The organism is Escherichia sp. E4742, from assembly GCF_005843885.1.
Lineage (GTDB): Bacteria > Pseudomonadota > Gammaproteobacteria > Enterobacterales > Enterobacteriaceae > Escherichia.
In genome coordinates, this window is the sequence record NZ_CP040443.1 from 1,990,907 (window position 1) to 2,007,368 (window position 16,462).

General features: G+C 51.9%; 13 protein-coding genes and 4 tRNA genes. 3 read left to right on the top strand and 14 right to left on the bottom strand.

The window, feature by feature from the left end; all coding sequences use genetic code 11:
• The 3 genes from hemY (at position 1) to aslA (ending at position 4,127) form a co-directional block, all read left to right on the top strand.
• The gene (gene hemY, locus FEM44_RS09665) at positions 1-1,197 is read left to right on the top strand and encodes a protoheme IX biogenesis protein HemY (protein ID WP_130223391.1); all 1,197 of its coding nucleotides are present in this window, start codon (positions 1-3) and stop codon (positions 1,195-1,197) included.
• Between the two features lie 49 nt (positions 1,198-1,246).
• On the top strand, positions 1,247-1,837 hold the full coding sequence (locus FEM44_RS09670) for a hypothetical protein (RefSeq protein WP_135523393.1): 591 nt from the start codon (positions 1,247-1,249) through the stop codon (positions 1,835-1,837).
• Between the two features lie 634 nt (positions 1,838-2,471).
• A complete protein-coding gene (gene aslA, locus FEM44_RS09675; protein ID WP_135523392.1) occupies positions 2,472-4,127 on the top strand; it encodes an arylsulfatase AslA in 1,656 nt (551 codons plus the stop codon).
• A gap of 167 nt (positions 4,128-4,294) precedes the next feature.
• On the opposite strand, the gene FEM44_RS09680 is transcribed toward aslA, so the two are convergent.
• The 14 genes from FEM44_RS09680 to wecB form a co-directional block, all read right to left on the bottom strand.
• A complete protein-coding gene (locus FEM44_RS09680; protein WP_135523391.1) occupies positions 4,295-5,530 on the bottom strand; it encodes an anaerobic sulfatase maturase in 1,236 nt (411 codons plus the stop codon).
• Positions 5,531-5,677: 147 nt separating this feature from the next.
• Positions 5,678-5,754: transfer RNA gene (locus FEM44_RS09685), tRNA-Pro, on the bottom strand.
• A 42-nt stretch (positions 5,755-5,796) separates the two neighbouring features.
• Positions 5,797-5,883, bottom strand: a tRNA-Leu gene (locus FEM44_RS09690).
• 20 nt (positions 5,884-5,903) lie between these two features.
• Positions 5,904-5,979, bottom strand: a tRNA-His gene (locus FEM44_RS09695).
• A 58-nt stretch (positions 5,980-6,037) separates the two neighbouring features.
• A tRNA-Arg gene (locus tag FEM44_RS09700) sits at positions 6,038-6,114 on the bottom strand.
• 102 nt (positions 6,115-6,216) lie between these two features.
• Entirely contained in the window at positions 6,217-7,602 is a 1,386-nt protein-coding gene (thrP, locus tag FEM44_RS09705) for a bifunctional threonine/serine APC transporter ThrP (RefSeq protein WP_076604711.1), read from the bottom strand.
• Positions 7,603-7,792: 190 nt separating this feature from the next.
• Positions 7,793-8,533, bottom strand: coding sequence for a lipopolysaccharide N-acetylmannosaminouronosyltransferase (gene wecG, locus FEM44_RS09710; protein WP_135523390.1), 741 nt, complete (start codon positions 8,531-8,533; stop codon positions 7,793-7,795).
• A gap of 2 nt (positions 8,534-8,535) precedes the next feature.
• Positions 8,536-9,888 (bottom strand): ECA oligosaccharide polymerase, encoded by a 1,353-nt coding sequence (wzyE, locus tag FEM44_RS09715; RefSeq protein WP_130219536.1) that lies wholly within the window; start codon positions 9,886-9,888, stop codon positions 8,536-8,538.
• Positions 9,885-10,964, bottom strand: a complete 1,080-nt coding sequence (gene rffT, locus FEM44_RS09720) for a TDP-N-acetylfucosamine:lipid II N-acetylfucosaminyltransferase (RefSeq protein ID WP_135523389.1) — start codon at positions 10,962-10,964, stop codon at positions 9,885-9,887. Before rffT ends, wzyE begins: the two co-directional genes overlap by 4 nt.
• On the bottom strand, positions 10,961-12,211 hold the full coding sequence (gene wzxE, locus FEM44_RS09725; RefSeq protein WP_135523388.1) for a lipid III flippase WzxE: 1,251 nt from the start codon (positions 12,209-12,211) through the stop codon (positions 10,961-10,963). The genes rffT and wzxE overlap by 4 nt, the downstream gene beginning before the upstream one ends.
• A gap of 1 nt (position 12,212) precedes the next feature.
• Complete coding sequence (gene rffA / locus FEM44_RS09730) at positions 12,213-13,343, bottom strand: dTDP-4-amino-4,6-dideoxygalactose transaminase (RefSeq protein WP_135523387.1); 1,131 nt, start codon at positions 13,341-13,343, stop codon at positions 12,213-12,215.
• A 4-nt stretch (positions 13,344-13,347) separates the two neighbouring features.
• A complete protein-coding gene (rffC, locus tag FEM44_RS09735) occupies positions 13,348-14,022 on the bottom strand; it encodes a dTDP-4-amino-4,6-dideoxy-D-galactose acyltransferase (RefSeq protein ID WP_135523386.1) in 675 nt (224 codons plus the stop codon).
• Between the two features lie 39 nt (positions 14,023-14,061).
• Positions 14,062-15,324 carry a UDP-N-acetyl-D-mannosamine dehydrogenase gene (wecC, locus tag FEM44_RS09740; protein ID WP_135523385.1) on the bottom strand — a complete coding sequence of 421 codons (1,263 nt, stop codon included), beginning with the start codon at positions 15,322-15,324 and terminating at the stop codon, positions 14,062-14,064.
• Positions 15,321-16,451, bottom strand: a complete 1,131-nt coding sequence (gene wecB / locus FEM44_RS09745; RefSeq protein ID WP_135523384.1) for a non-hydrolyzing UDP-N-acetylglucosamine 2-epimerase — start codon at positions 16,449-16,451, stop codon at positions 15,321-15,323. The genes wecC and wecB overlap by 4 nt, the downstream gene beginning before the upstream one ends.
• Positions 16,452-16,462: the final 11 nt, after the last annotated feature.

A 16,462-nucleotide genomic window follows, 5' to 3' on the forward strand; every position in this document is an offset into this window, starting at 1 on the left:
ATGCTAAAAGTGTTATTGCTCTTTGTGTTGCTGATTGCGGGGATCGTGGTCGGCCCGATGATTGCCGGTCATCAGGGTTACGTACTGATCCAGACCGACAACTACAATATCGAAACCAGCGTGACTGGCCTGGCGATCATTTTGATTCTGGCGATGGTCGTGCTGTTTGCCATTGAGTGGCTACTGCGGCGGATCTTCCGCACCGGCGCACACACCCGGGGCTGGTTTATCGGACGTAAGCGTCGCCGCGCACGTAAGCAGACAGAACAAGCGCTGCTAAAACTGGCGGAAGGCGATTATCAGCAAGTTGAAAAGCTGATGTCAAAAAATGCCGATCACGCTGAACAGCCGGTGGTGAACTACCTGCTGGCTGCCGAAGCCGCACAGCAACGCGGGGATGAAGCGCGCGCCAATCAGCATCTGGAACGCGCAGCGGAACTGGCGGGCAACGACACCATTCCGGTGGAAATCGCCCGCGTTCGCCTGCAACTGGCGCGTAATGAAAACCATGCTGCACGCCACGGCGTGGATAAGTTACTCGAAGTCACACCACGCCATCCGGAAGTGCTGCGTCTGGCGGAACAAGCGTATATCCGTACCGGCGCGTGGAGTTCACTGCTGGACATCATCCCGTCAATGGCGAAAGCCCACGTTGGTGATGAAGAACATCGCGCAATGCTCGAACAACAGGCATGGATTGGCCTGATGAATCAGGCACGAGCCGATGACGGCAGCGAAGGTCTGCGTAACTGGTGGAAAAACCAAAGCCGGAAAACGCGTCATCAGGTGGCTTTGCAGGTGGCAATGGCGGAACATCTTATTGAATGTGACGATCATGATACTGCCCAGCAAATTATCATCGACGGCCTGAAACGCCAGTATGACGATCGCCTGCTGCTGCCGATTCCACGATTGAAAACCAACAATCCGGAACAGCTTGAAAAAGTGCTACGCCAGCAAATCAAAAACGTCGGCGATCGCCCACTGTTGTGGAGCACATTGGGCCAGTCACTGATGAAGCACGGCGAATGGCAGGAAGCATCCCTCGCCTTCCGCGCGGCGCTGAAACAACGTCCGGACGCCTACGATTACGCATGGCTTGCCGATGCGCTGGACAGACTGCACAAGCCGGAAGAAGCCGCATCGATGCGCCGCGACGGCTTGATGTTGACGTTGCAGAACAACCCGCCGCAGTAATTTATATCGCCTCGTTCAGAGGCGATATTTTTTTACAAGGATGTCAAAAATGTGCATGCCTTCCCGCTACCTTTTCCGCTTGCCATCGGCTGAAAGTAATCCTGTTCGGGTAAGGTTGTTACTCTGCTTTTTGATATGTGCTGCTCTGGCTGGCGTGGGCTGGCTGACTATTTCCTTCGTGCGTACGGGCAACACCTTCATCTTCTGGTTATCACTTTTTATTGTGTCTCTGATTGCCGCCGCAAAGCAGGATAAAATCAAGCTCCTCGAGAAACGCCGAATCATGGCTGATAAACGTCAGGGGCTTTCCATTTGTCAGTTTGCACGCCAGTTTAACCCTCGTACCGTAGATACATGGATCATTCGGGCTGTGTGGAATACCTTGCAAGAAAACGGCTATATCGGCTACCCACTGCCACTTAAAGCCGACGATAAACTGGACGAAGATCTGGATTTGGTAAACGATGCCGTTGAGTTAGAAGAGCTGGTCGAAGATATCGCCGCTCGCTGCGGACGCGATTTAACCGGAATAGAGAACAATCAGTTTCTTCCCATCGTCACGGTAGGCTCTCTTGTAAGGGTGCTAAATGCACAACCAATGACGCAAGAGCGACGTAGCCTGTTGTTTATTCAGCCATAAAAAAACGCCTGCTCTTATTACGGAGCAGGCGTTAAAACAGGTCTGTATGACAACAAGTGGGTGCTTCACTCAACGTTGTGTCCATGGTGTCTGATGAGGCATAAGCGACATCTGTCAGTGGACGATAAGCACCGTAAACGGCTCTGCGTCATTCCTAAGTTTATGAGGCACTAAGGCGAACATAAGAGATGGAATGAGCATCTACCCAATTATTATGCCACACAGGCCCGGAAAATAACATCCTTTAATACTTGTTATGAGACAATTCTGCAATCCAGGTTTCTTTCGTTCGCAAATAATTACCTGAGCAAATATTATCCAGAACCTTACTCTCTTTAATTATAAATAAAGTGAATTGTTAAAAATATTCAATAATAAATATATATATTAATTACACTCCTAATCAAAAACAGCATCAATAATCAACACCATACAATAAACTTGCCTTACATATCCCCCGCTCCAGGGGTAGGATTGAAAACGCTCTCCTGATTTTTCGATACATTCTCATGGCAAATAAATAATATATTTTCATCATAATTATTTATATCCCCATTTTATCAGGGAGAGGGATCTCAATTATCAATGCTTAATTACGTCATCCATTTAATGACATGAAACCGGAGCATTTTGCATGGAAATTTCGTTTTCACCCAAACTACTGGTGGTCGCAGTCGCCGCCGCTATTCCTTTACTGGCCAGTGCTGCAGATACTCCGTCAACCGCTACCGCGCGCGAAGGCTATGCCGGGTATGATCACCCCAATCAGTATTTGGTTAAACCGGCAACCACTATTGCCGATAATATGATGCCTGTGATGCAGCATCCGGCACAGGATAAAGAAACTCAGCAGAAGCTGGCGGAATTAGAGAAAAAGACTGGTAAGAAACCGAACGTGGTTGTTTTCTTACTGGATGACGTGGGCTGGATGGATGTCGGCTTTAATGGCGGTGGCGTAGCGGTAGGTAACCCAACGCCAGATATTGACGCCGTTGCCAGCCAGGGGCTGATTTTAACCTCTGCGTATTCTCAACCGAGTTCTTCCCCTACCCGCGCCACCATTCTCACCGGGCAATACTCCATCCACCACGGCATTCTAATGCCGCCGATGTACGGGCAACCAGGCGGACTGCAAGGGTTAACCACTCTGCCGCAATTGCTGCACGACCAAGGTTACGTCACTCAGGCCATCGGGAAATGGCATATGGGGGAAAACAAAGAGTCGCAGCCGCAGAACGTCGGCTTTGATGATTTCCGTGGCTTTAACTCAGTGTCCGATATGTATACCGAATGGCGCGATGTTCACGTCAATCCGGAAGTCGCCCTGAGTCCGGACCGTTCTGAATACATCAAGCAATTACCATTTAGCAAAGATGATGTTCATGCGGTGCGCGGCGGTGAACAACAGGCCATTGCCGACATTACGCCGAAATATATGGAAGATCTGGATCAGCGCTGGATGGAATATGGCGTTAAGTTCCTCGACAAGATGGCGAAGAGCGATAAGCCTTTCTTCTTATATTACGGTACGCGCGGCTGCCACTTCGATAACTACCCGAACGCCAAATATGCGGGAAGTTCTCCGGCACGCACCTCGTATGGCGACTGTATGGTGGAGATGAACGATGTATTCGCTAATCTGTATAAAGCACTGGAGAAAAATGGTCAGCTGGATAACACGCTGATCGTCTTTACCTCCGATAACGGACCGGAAGCTGAAGTACCGCCGCACGGTCGCACACCGTTCCGTGGTGCGAAAGGATCGACCTGGGAAGGCGGCGTTCGCGTTCCGACTTTCGTGTACTGGAAAGGCATGATCCAACCGCGTAAATCTGACGGTATTGTTGATCTGGCAGATCTCTTCCCAACCGCTCTGGATCTGGCGGGGCATCCTGGGGCGAAAGTGGCGAATTTAGTGCCGAAAACCACCTTTATCGATGGTGTAGACCAGACATCTTTCTTCCTGGGAACAAACGGCCAGTCTAACCGTAAGGCCGAGCACTACTTCCTCAACGGCAAACTCTCTGCTGTACGTATGGATGAGTTCAAATACCACGTGCTGATTCAGCAGCCATACGCTTATACCCAGAGCGGGTATCAGGGTGGGTTCACCGGCACGGTAATGCAAACAGCCGGATCGTCGGTGTTTAACCTCTACACCGATCCACAGGAAAGCGACTCTATCGGCGTGCGCCATATTCCGATGGGAGTACCACTGCAAACCGAAATGCACGCGTATATGGAGATCCTGAAGAAATACCCTCCACGCGCGCAGATTAAATCTGATTAAGCTGGCGCTATCGCTGAGATCTGCCTTTGCCAGATGCGATGCTGACGCATCTTATCCAGCATACAGAACGCTGCAATTTATTGAATTTGCACGATCATGTAGTCCGGATAAGGCGTTTACGCCGCATCCGGCAATCAACCGCAGGCGGCCACAAAATGGCCGCTTTTTTACTTATTCACCACCATCAAATGTGCCTGCATAATGTCGCTGGCCGGGCGTCCGTGCGCCAGCAAATCAGCCATTGCTTTAAGATACGGCGGTAGATGGCGGAAATAGCGTTGATATCCGGCACACAAATAATTCAGCCCAGGTTTACCGCTGGCATCGAGCATAAAGCGATGTTTCGGGCAGCCTCCCCAGCACGCTTTTAACACGTTGCAACTGCGACACTGCGCCGGTAACTGCTTAAATTTATCTTCACCAAAAGTCTGCTGCTGCGGAGAATCTACCATTTCTGCAATTGTCTGCTGATGCATATTCCCCAGTCGATATTGCGGATAAACATAGTGATCGCAGGCGTAAACGTCGCCGTTGTGTTCAACAATCACCGAGCGCCCACAGGTTGGCTGATGATGGCAAACCGCACCCGGCGCACCGACAAAATTGGCAAACGCCCATTCGATATTCATCACGAAAATCTTGCCGACGTCGCGTTTGATCCAGTGGTCAAAAATCGCCACCAAAAACTCACCGAATTCCTCGGGGCGCACCGACCATTCCGTCAGTTCACCCTGAATATCGCCGGGGGCGTGTAACTTAAGTCCATCATGAGCAGACGTTTCATCCACCAGCCGCTCCACCACCGGAATAAACTGGATGAATTCGACTCCCGCATCGCACAAAAAATCATAAACCTGCAACGGTTGCTGCGCGCTGGTGCGGTTGACGCAGACCAGCACGTTATAGTCGACATGATGTTTTTGCAGGAGCGTAAGGGCACGCATCACCAGCTTCTGCGTTGGTCTGCCACCTTTGGTCACGCGATATTGATTGTGGATCTCAGCCGGACCATCCAGCGATAACCCAACAAGAAAATGCTTTTCTGCCAGAAATGCACACCATTCGTCATCGAGCAGCACGCCGTTAGTCTGGAAGCTGTTACTTATCTTCCTGCCAGCACCATATTTCGCCTGTAGCGCCACGGCACGGCGGTAAAACTCCAGCCCGAGTAACGTTGGTTCGCCGCCCTGCCAGGTAAAAGCCACTTCGTTTTGTGGTTCACTGGCAGCGATATAGTGACGGACATACGCTTCCAGCGTGTCATCGTCCATATGCGTGACTGGCTTTTCGCGATAAAGGGATTGTTTTTCGAGATAAAAACAGTAGTCACAGTTCAGATTACAATCGGAACCGCTCGGTTTCGCCATCACATGAAAAGCACGCGTTGGAACCTGTTGCAGCATGGTCGCTCCTTGCCTGAAGTCGTCCTTCGATGAATTTAAGGGCGAAATAATACCGTGTGGCAATGAGTTACTACGGGCGTTTATTGCGAAGGGAGAGTGATGAAATGCACAGAAAACAAAAAACCCCGCCGAAGCGGGGTTCAAAATTGGTCGGCGAGAGAGGATTCGAACCTCCGACCCACTGGTCCCAAACCAGTTGCGCTACCAAGCTGCGCTACTCGCCGAAATACTGCTTTTTGAATTTTTAGTTCAATTCTTTAAAGTCGTGGTGCGAGGGGGGGGACTTGAACCCCCACGTCCGTAAGAACACTAACACCTGAAGCTAGCGCGTCTACCAATTCCGCCACCTTCGCATTGTCACAACTTCTAATAATGGGGTGGCTAATGGGATTCGAACCCACGACAACTGGAATCACAATCCAGGGCTCTACCAACTGAGCTATAGCCACCACTACAAATCTTGTTACGCGGTATTACTACCACCGCAGCTCAAGCGCCGGGACTAAATGGCGCGCCCGACAGGATTCGAACCTGAGACCTCTGCCTCCGGAGGGCAGCGCTCTATCCAGCTGAGCTACGGGCGCTTAGCGCCGTTGCGGGGGTGGATAATACGGACTTCCCACCCCTCTGTCTAGTCCCTTTTTAAATAAAATGCGCGTTTGGTTACGGTTTGTGCGCTTTGCTGATTATTTCTCCAGTTTATGCGCTTTACCGTGCCGATTAAGGCCAAAAACTTTATAAATCGCCGTCACCGCCAGCATGAAGATGATGCCGACAAACAGCGACATACGGGTATCTTCATTAAAGTACATACCGATCAAAACGCAAATCAGGAATGCCATTGTTACGTAGTTGGCCCACGGGAACAGGATTGAGCGGAACGGATGGCTAGCAATTGCCGCTTTATGCGCACGACGAAAACGCAGCTGGCTTATCAATATCACAAACCATGGCACCATCCCCGGAAGCACGCTGGCACTGTAGACGTAGACAAACACACGCTGCGGATTGGGAATGATGTAGTTCAGGCATGAGCCAATTAGCAGAATAGCAATAGATACTGCCACACCCGCAACCGGTACGCCGTGACGGGAAACTTTCGCCATTGCCGCCGGCAACTGACGGTTTTTCGCCAGCGCGTAGAGCATACGTCCGCAACTGTACATGCCACTGTTACAGCCAGAGAGCGCAGCCGTCAGCACCACAAAGTTGATAATGCCCGCCGCTGCGGTAATGCCGATTTTGGCGAAAGTCAGTACGAACGGGCTGCCGTTGCTGCCTATTTCATTCCACGGGAAGATGGTGACGATAACGAAAATCGCGCCAACGTAGAAAATCAGGATTCGCCACAGCACCTTGCCTACGGCACTGCGCAGCGTCACCTGCGGATTCTTCGCTTCACCGGCAGTAATACCGATCAGCTCTACGCCCTGGTAGGACGCCACCACGATACACAGTGCGGTCAGGAACCCTTTCCAGCCACCCGCAAAGAAACCGCCATGCTCTGTGAGATTGCTAAAACCAATCGACTGCCCGCCATTGCCAAAGCCAAAGAAAATCACGCCCAGGCCAATGACAATCATCACGATAATCGTGGTGACTTTGATCATCGCGAACCAGAACTCGATTTCACCGTACAACCGCACCGCTGCCAGATTCGCCAGTGCCACCAGCGCCACCGCGATCAATGCTGGTATCCACTGCGCCATCTCCGGGAACCAGAACTGGACATAAACGCCAATGGCGGTGATTTCCGAGATCCCCACCGCCATCCACATAAACCAGTAAGACCAGGCGGTGAGATAGCCAAAGAACGGGCTCATGTAACGATGCGCATAAACGGCGAACGAACCGGTAACCGGTTCGAGGAACAACATTTCGCCCATTGAACGCATGATGAAAAAGACGAACAGCCCGGCGATGATATAGGCCAACAATACGGATGGCCCGGCCCATTTCAGGGTGCTGGCGGCCCCCATAAACAGACCAACGCCAATGGTGCCCCCCAGGGCGATGAGTTCGATATGTCGAGCTTCCAGCCCACGCTGTAGCTCTGGTTTGTTATCTGCCATAAATCCTCGTGTTGTGTTTGCATGCTTTCCGGTGTTACCGGTTATCGTTATGGGTACATCGAGTGTTGCGAATGTTTTCGTAATTCAGGAGAAATGGCAAATAAAGCATTAAAAATTTGAATGCTTTGTGTAATAAAAAGACAGGCAGGCGACGAAGTAACCACTCCGTCGCTTTACAGAGAAAGGAAAATCAGAGATCGCCGGTGTAATGCCAGCGTAAATAACGCAGCAAACGAAGCTGGCGCTTAATGCGACTCGGCTGCGAAAGCAGTCTATAAAGCCACTCCAGTCCCAGTTTTTGCCAGATTTTCGGCGCGCGTTTTACGTGACCGGTAAAGACATCGTACGTTCCACCAACGCCCATATACAGAGCATTAGGGTGCACCAGGCGGCAGTCGCGCATGAAGATCTCCTGCTTTGGTGACCCCATTGCGACAGTGACGATTTGCGCACCACTGGCGTGAATACGCTCAAACAGCGCCTGACGCTGCTCAGGCTTGAAATAACCGTCCTGGCTGCCAACGATATTCACATTCCACTGGTTGCGCAGTTTAGCTTCGGTCTGCGCCAGCACATCAGGTTTACCACCCACAAGAAACACCGGCGTCCCTTCCTTGCCAGCGCGCGCCATTACTTCTTCCCAGAGATCGGCACCGGCAACGCGGGAAACCTGTGCCTGCGGGTACTTTTTACGCACCGACCGCACAACGCTAATGCCATCGGCATATTTAAATTCGGCAGCGTTAATTAACTCCCTGACCTCGGCGTTATCTTCAATGGTCAGCATTTTTTCGGCATTAATGGCAACCAGCGTTCCCTGCTTAAGCCGCCCGTCAGCGAACAGATAATCGAGGGCATGCTGCATATCACGCCAACCGATCAACTGTAAGCCACGCAGCGTATAGGTCGGTGCCGTGGTGTTGTTATTCATTGTTATCCTTCAACCTGCGTCCGGAGCGATGATTTTATTCGTTTATGAACGAGTCCGGCGCTATCAAAAAGCCAGTACAACAGTTTTGCAATCATCAGGCTTGCGCCGAAGACCACGATAAAAAAGACGACACGCGAGACAAACGAATCCAACCCTTCGCGCGCCAGCACGATCATATTGAAGATCGCCCCGAAGCAGAAACTGTGGAGAATCGCAGCCTTATAGCGATTAGTTTCGCGGTTGCCCAGCTCATACAACCAGTCGAACCATTTGATGATCAGACCAACCACAATCGCCCCGAGCGGGATGAACAACGCGCCGCCCATAACAACCAGTGAGCCTATAAGCGTAGGCGAGATCGCCAGCCCGGAGTGGTTATTCAGCACTTCCCAGGTAAAGTAGTTGGCGGAGTTCAGCACCATACTCGGGCGACCCGGCCACAGCCAGGAAGGGATAAAGACATAGAAATCGCGAACAATTGGTGCCAGCCCCTGGAAGTCGATGTTGTCGTAGTTCTGCAACAGCAGCGCCAGATTCTCCCACGGCGAGAAGGTGTCGCGGGTGAGATAGAGAAACGTATAGAACGCCTCATCGCCGCTGACGCTCATTCCATAGCGTTTTAGCGCCAGCCAGAACATGCCAACAATCCCCAGCACGCCCGCCGCCGCCAGCATCCACAACGAAATCCAGCCGCGAATAATGCCGATAAACAGGAAGATAGCGAACGCGATAATGATATTGGCGCGAGTGCCGCCGACAATCATGTAAGTCAGCAAACCGAAGGCAACCGTGCTGACGAGGAAAAACAACCACGCTTTACTGTCCTGGCGCAGAAAGTAGACCACTAACATTGCCGGGATGAAAAAGTAAAAGAAACGCTTTAACGCCACACCAGAGACTTCGCTGGAGAAGATCTGGCTGTAGGAGTTAAGCCGGAACAGCAAAAAACCGTTATGCATGAAAAAGATGCCAACGCTCACCAGCGCGATGCCCATCAGAATCACCCACGTGAGATTGGTTTCCACGCGGTTCATGGTAAACACTGGACGGCGCGGTGCATCGGCAACGCGTTTGCGTAAACGTGTTTTGTAAGTGACGTAGTAAACTGCGTAAAATCCCCCCGCAGAAAGTAACGCCTGCAACAAGATCTCTGGCGGCACCACGGCAACATCAAAGCGAAACACCAGCAAGCTGGTCAGCGGGAAGCCGAAGAAAAAGGTCAGCAAAAACAGCAATGAAAAGAAGACATTGAAGTTAAAGCGCACGCGACGAAATTCAAACCATGTCAGCGTGGCGATAAACAGCGTGCAGAGCAGCCAGACAACAAAAAGACCGCTAAATTGCAGCAGGCTCATGCGACCTCCCCGGTAGCAATAGCCAGCGCCCGCTGCCAGCCTTGCAGATAGTTCGGGCTAAAGAAGGCAATGGTGTTTTTATCCACCGACGCCAACTGGCGCTGCGCTTCACGCACAATATCTTCGTTGAGATCGTCAGTGGTAAACAGCACCGGCAAATGCTGCTCTGTCATATCCTGCCAGAACGGATTTTCCCGGTTAAGCACACAAGGAATGCCCGCCTGAATCAGTAAACACAGCGTACCAATGCCCTGCTGGCGGGCAAAAATAAAGTAGCCGAGATCGCACTGGCGAAGTAGCGCCAGATAGGCGTCAAATTCCAGTTTTTCGCTCAGAACTTGCAGATTTTCTTCGCTGAATAACTCGAGCCCCGCCTGACGAACTTCGTCGATATACGCTGCGTTATTAGGCGGATAGCCCATCGGTACAACCACTTTTACCGTATCGCCAAACTGCTGATGAACAGCGCGCAAGGCGGCGATATGCTCATTGCTGCGATCGCCGGAGTTCCCTACCAAAATGGTCATTTTCCCTTCACGTTGCCGATCGTTCGCCATTGTATTGAGAGAAGGGTCCATCCGGGTTGGGAAGTAAATCAGTTCACCCCGCACCTTTGGATGCGTTTTGGCAAAAAAGCTCAAGTCTCCCCGAGTGGCAAATACACAGCCCACTCGCTTTTGTGCCAGTCGGCGCAACGGATAAAAAAGTTTATATTTCAATCCACTGGAAACTTCATAGAGATCTGCCCCCCAGATGTGCCAGTAAAACTGGCTGGGTTTGATTCCGCCACTAAGTAGCGCCAGCCACAGCTTTGGATTGAACTGACCGTGGAAGAAAAACCGCTGCTGACGGTTAGCTTTCGCTTTAGCGATAACGGCTTCTGCCAGCGATTTTTTCCCAGGGAAAAATTGCACAGAAAGCGCCGGACAGCTATCACTTAAGCCGTCGTCCTTGCCAACAACCATAAACTCGCGCGCGTGCTCGCTCGTCGCGGCCAGCGCGTCATTGAAAAACCGCAGAACGGTTTGGTTATGGTGAGGGATATCCGATCCCAGTACGTGAATCAGTACAGTCATGCCCGCCTACGCCAGAGTAAAAATACGCCACAACAAAGAGAAAAATAGACGATATAAGTTGCCATGTAGGCCTGCGCCGCGCCCAGGGCGCCATGCTCGGGGATCAACCAGTGGGCAAATACCATCAATAAAGTGAACTGACTGACTTCCGCCAGAATATAAAACCGCAGCGACGCTTTGGCGATCACCAGATAACCAAAGACATAAGCGCCCACTTTCAACACATCGCCGACCAACTGCCAGGCAAAGAGATCGCGCATAGCGGTAAATTTATTCGACAACAGCAGCCAGATAGCAAAATCACGCAGTAGCCAGACGGTAAAACTCGCCGCCGCCACGGCCGGTAAAACGAATTTCAGCGATTTAACCACTTCCCTGGTAATATCGCGCTTTTCCGTTAGCCGCGACAGTGTAGGCAGTAAATACACGCTAAAGGAGGCTGTAATAAATTGCAGGTAGGCATCGGAAATACTGCTCACCCCTTGCCAGATACCCACCTCATCCCAGCTATACTGCGCTGCCAGCAGTTTACGCATCATGATGTAAGCAACGGGCAAGGTCACCGACGTAATCAACGCCATGAGCGTAAATTTGCTCAACTGCCCTGCCAGACCGTTATCCCAGCTGGGTTTCAGATAGCTTAACGGGATAGCGCCACGCTTAATTAACATGACGGCGGCAGGCATTACCACCAGCGCGGGAATCAGCGCAAGACCAAGCAACGCGCCTTCATAACCGCCAAAACGGTAACTGACATAATAAGCAATAACGCCAATCAGGCTGCCGACAATCAGTGATAATGCATTACCCGCGGCATCGCGAAAGCCTTTCATTAGCGCCAGCAACAGGTTGCCCCAGGCGATCCCCATTTGCACCAGCGCCACTAAACGCACCAGCCCCTGATAGTCGGTATTACCAAACAATCCCTGGCTGATTGGCGCAGCCGCCAGCACAAATACCAGCGCCATCAGCGTGGAGAAGCCAAGCACCATCGCAGATGAAGTGCCGACCACACGGCGCAGCTGCTGCGGATTATCATGGTACTGGGCAACGTATTTGGTTACACCATTAAAGATGCCCGCCCCGGCAAGCACGCCGAGCACGGTAATCAACTGGCGGAAATTTGCCGCCAGCCCTAGTCCTGCCGGACCAAATGACACCGCCAGTAATTTACCAACCAGTAACCCAGCGCCAATCTTGACCAGTGTACTGGCCGCCGTCCACAAGGACGCTTTTGCCAGAGACATATCAGGAGAAGTAGTTCAACAAGGTCGCAATTACCGTGCGCTGATTGACGGACGACAGGTTGTAGAATAACGGCAAGCGCAGCAAGCGCTCGCTCTCTTTGGTGGTGTAGCGATCTTCGCCGTGGAACTCACCAAAGCGTTCACCCGCAGGGCTTGCGTGTAGCGGAATATAATGGAACACCGCCATAATTTCCGCTTCTTTCAGGAAGTTAATCAATGCGCTCCGGTCATCATTATCCCGCAGCTTAATGTAGAACATATGCGCGTTTTGCACACAGTCATCCGGAATCGATGGCAGTTCGATACGCCCGGCTTTCGCCAGAGGTGCTAACGCATCGTAGTAGTTTTGCCACAGCGCCAGACGTTGCTGGTTGATGCGTTCGGCTGCTTCCAGTTGCGCCCACAGATACGCAGCTTGCAGATCGGACATCAAATAGCTGGAGCCGATATCGCGCCAGGTATATTTATCAACCTGACCACGGAAGAACTGGCTGCGGTTAGTCCCTTTTTCGCGAATGATCTCGGCACGTTCAATCAACGCTTTATCATTAATCAGCGTCGCCCCGCCTTCACCACCCGCCGTGTAGTTTTTGGTTTCATGGAAGCTAAAGCAGCCAATATGACCAATGGTTCCCAGCGCACGCCCTTTGTAAGTGGACATTACGCCCTGAGCAGCATCTTCCACCACAAACAGATTATGCTTTTTCGCCAACGCCATAATGGTGTCCATTTCGCAGGCCACACCCGCGTAATGGACTGGCACGATAACGCGTGTTTTGTCGGTGATCGCCGCTTCAATCAGCGTTTCGTCGATGTTCATGGTGTCCGGGCGAACATCAACAAAAACGATTTTTGCTCCACGTAGCACAAAGGCATTGGCGGTGGAGACAAAGGTGTAGCTCGGCATGATCACTTCATCGCCAGGCTGGATATCGAGCAGCAACGCCGCCATCTCCAGCGAAGCGGTGCAGGACGGCGTCAGTAACACTTTGGCGCTGCCAAAACGTTGTTCCAGCCACTGCTGGCAGCGACGGGTAAAACCGCCATCGCCACACAGTTTGCCGCTACCCATTGCCGACTGCATATAGTCGAGTTCGGTTCCCACCACCGGCGGTGCGTTAAATGGAATCATGTGATCACCTGTATAACCAGTACGCGGTGCTTTCTACATTCGCACCACTTTGTATGTATCGTTTAAGCGCGGCGGTGTTGCCCATTTGGGTCGCCACCCGCAAAGTTGTTTTACCGCGAGCATACGCCCAGTTTAGCGCTGCTTGCATCAGGTGTGCACCTTCTCCGCGTCCTGCCAGTAAACCAATGCGCGCCTCAGTGGCATTCAACTCTCGCAGAGAAACATAGCCGCGAATCTCGCCGGAAGCCGCGCGTAAAACCAGGCATTGATGATCAAAGGTGCCGCGCACGGCATTTTCAATCCACTGCGCATAAAAGCGGCCGCTGGCGTCAGGCGCATACCACGGCGCACGAAAACGGCTTTGCGCGAATGCTTCACGGGCTAACTGGCGCAGTACTGGAATATCTGATTCCTGAGCCACTTCCGCATGGCTTTCACTGACGTTGATCACGGGGAGAGCCAAATCCACTTCCCCTTCTACCAGAGAGAATCCCAGCTGTTGCAGAGCACCCAGTTCATCGGTATTGGATGCGGCAATTTTGGCCTGCACCCGTGACCACGGCGCCAAAACGTCAGGTGTCAGGAGCGGTGCATCAGGACTAATGCGCACGATGGCACTGTTAACGCCAAAGAAGGCGTTTTCCCAGGTTAGTGGTTCAATACTGGCGCGGACGGGCATTCTAATCTCCCTCAACACAGTCTTTTACTGTAATCAGTATCAGCGCCAGACTCCTTTGGTATCCACCACATACTGCTGCTGAACATCATCACCGCTAATGGCTTTAAACTGGCTGTGATCTACCAGCATCACCAGCACATCTGCCGTCGCCAGCGCCTCGTCAAGCTGCGACAGCGTGCAAAGCCCGGTCAGTTTTTTCGGCAACTGGTGAATGTTAGGCTCAACAACCAGCGTTTCGCCGCTGTGCCACTGGGCGATCAGTTCAGCGATTTCCATCGCCGGGCTTTCGCGCAGATCATCAATATTCGGTTTAAATGCCAGGCCAAAGCAGGCAATTTTCAGCTCGCTGGCACGTTTATCAGTGGCAGCCAGACAATCAGCGACCGCCGCTTTCACCTGATCGATAACCCAGAAAGGCTTGTGATCGTTCACTTCGCGCGCGGTACGGATAAGCTGCGCCTGCTGCGGGTTCTGTGCCACGATAAACCACGGATCAACAGCGATACAGTGACCGCCCACGCCCGGACCAGGCTGGAGAATATTGACTCGTGGATGGCGATTCGCCAGACGAATCAGTTCCCAGACGTTAATTCCTTGCTCGGCACAAATCAGCGACAGTTCGTTAGCAAAAGCAATATTCACGTCGCGGAAGCTGTTTTCGGTGAGCTTACACATTTCCGCCGTCCGCGAGTTAGTGACGACACACTCACCTTCGAGGAAAATTTTGTACAGTTCGCTGGCGCGCGCCGAGCAAACTGGCGTCATGCCGCCAATCACGCGATCGTTTTTAATCAGCTCGACCATCACCTGGCCCGGCAACACGCGTTCCGGGCAATAAGCAATATTGACGTCCGCCTGCTCACCCACCTGCTGCGGGAAAGTCAGGTCCGGACGCATCTCTGCTAACCATTCTGCCATCTTCTCGGTTGAGCCCACTGGCGAGGTGGATTCAAGGATCACCAACGCGCCTTTTTTCAGCACCGGCGCAATGGAGCGGGCAGCCGATTCGACGTAGGCCATATCCGGCTCATGATCGCCTTTAAATGGCGTTGGGACAGCAATCAGCCAGGCATCAGCCTCAACCGGCGTCGTGCTCGCTCGTAAAAAACCACCTTCTACGGCAGTTTTTACCACGCTCGCTAAATCAGGTTCGACGATATGGATTTCGCCACGATTGATGGTATCAACCGCTTGTTGGTTGATATCAACACCAATCACCTGTTTTTGCCGTGAGGCAAACGCAGCCGCCGTTGGCAGCCCGATATAACCTAGTCCGATAACAGAAATGGTCGCAAAACTCATAGTGATATCCGATTATTTTTTAACGCTTCCAAAATGCGAGAGCATGCCTGACCATCACCATACGGGTTATGGGCGCGGCTCATAGTTTGATATTCATCTTCGTCTTCTAAAAGACGCGTCACTTCCTCGACGATCCGTTGCTTATCCGTTCCCACCAGACGTACCGTACCTGCGGTCACCGCTTCTGGGCGTTCGGTGGTATCGCGCATCACCAGCACCGGTTTACCCAGAGAAGGTGCTTCTTCCTGAATGCCGCCAGAGTCAGTCAAAATCAACCAGGCGTGGTTCATCAACCAGACAAACGGTAAATACTCCTGGGGATCAATCAAAATGACATTTTTCACATGTCCCAGAATGCGATTGACCGGCTCTCTGACATTCGGGTTAAGGTGTACCGGATAAACAATCTGGATGTCCTGATGAGTGGTAGCGATTTCAGCCAGCGCATGGCAGATTTCTTCAAAACCACGACCAAAGCTCTCACGCCTGTGACCGGTCACCAGAATCATCTTTTTATCGGGGTCGATAAACGGATAATTTGCCGCCAGTTCTGAACGCAGCGTATCGCTGCTCATTACCTGGTCGCGCACCCACAGCAGCGCATCAATTACTGTATTACCGGTAATAAATATTCGGTTGTCAGCGACGTTTTCACGCAGCAAATTTTGCCGGGAAGTTTCAGTTGGTGAGAAATGGTACATCGCCAGATGCCCGGTCAATGTACGGTTAGCCTCTTCCGGCCACGGCGAATAGAGATCGCCCGTGCGCAGTCCGGCCTCAACGTGACCAACAGGAATTCGCTGATAAAAGGCTGCCAGGCTGGTTGCCAGTGTGGTGGTAGTATCACCGTGAACCAGCACAACGTCTGGTTTGAACTCGGCAAGAATAGGTTTTAGTCCTTCCAGAATCCGACAGGTTATCTCTGTCAGGCCCTGTCCTGGCTGCATTATGTTGAGATCGTAGTCAGGTACAATGGAAAAGAGTTTCAGCACCTGATCGAGCATCTCCCGATGCTGCGCAGTGACGCAAACTTTAGCCTCAAAAAAAGGATCTTTTGCCAACGCATGCACCAACGGCGCCATCTTGATGGCTTCCGGGCGCGTACCAAATACAGTCAGTACTTTCACATCGATTCTCT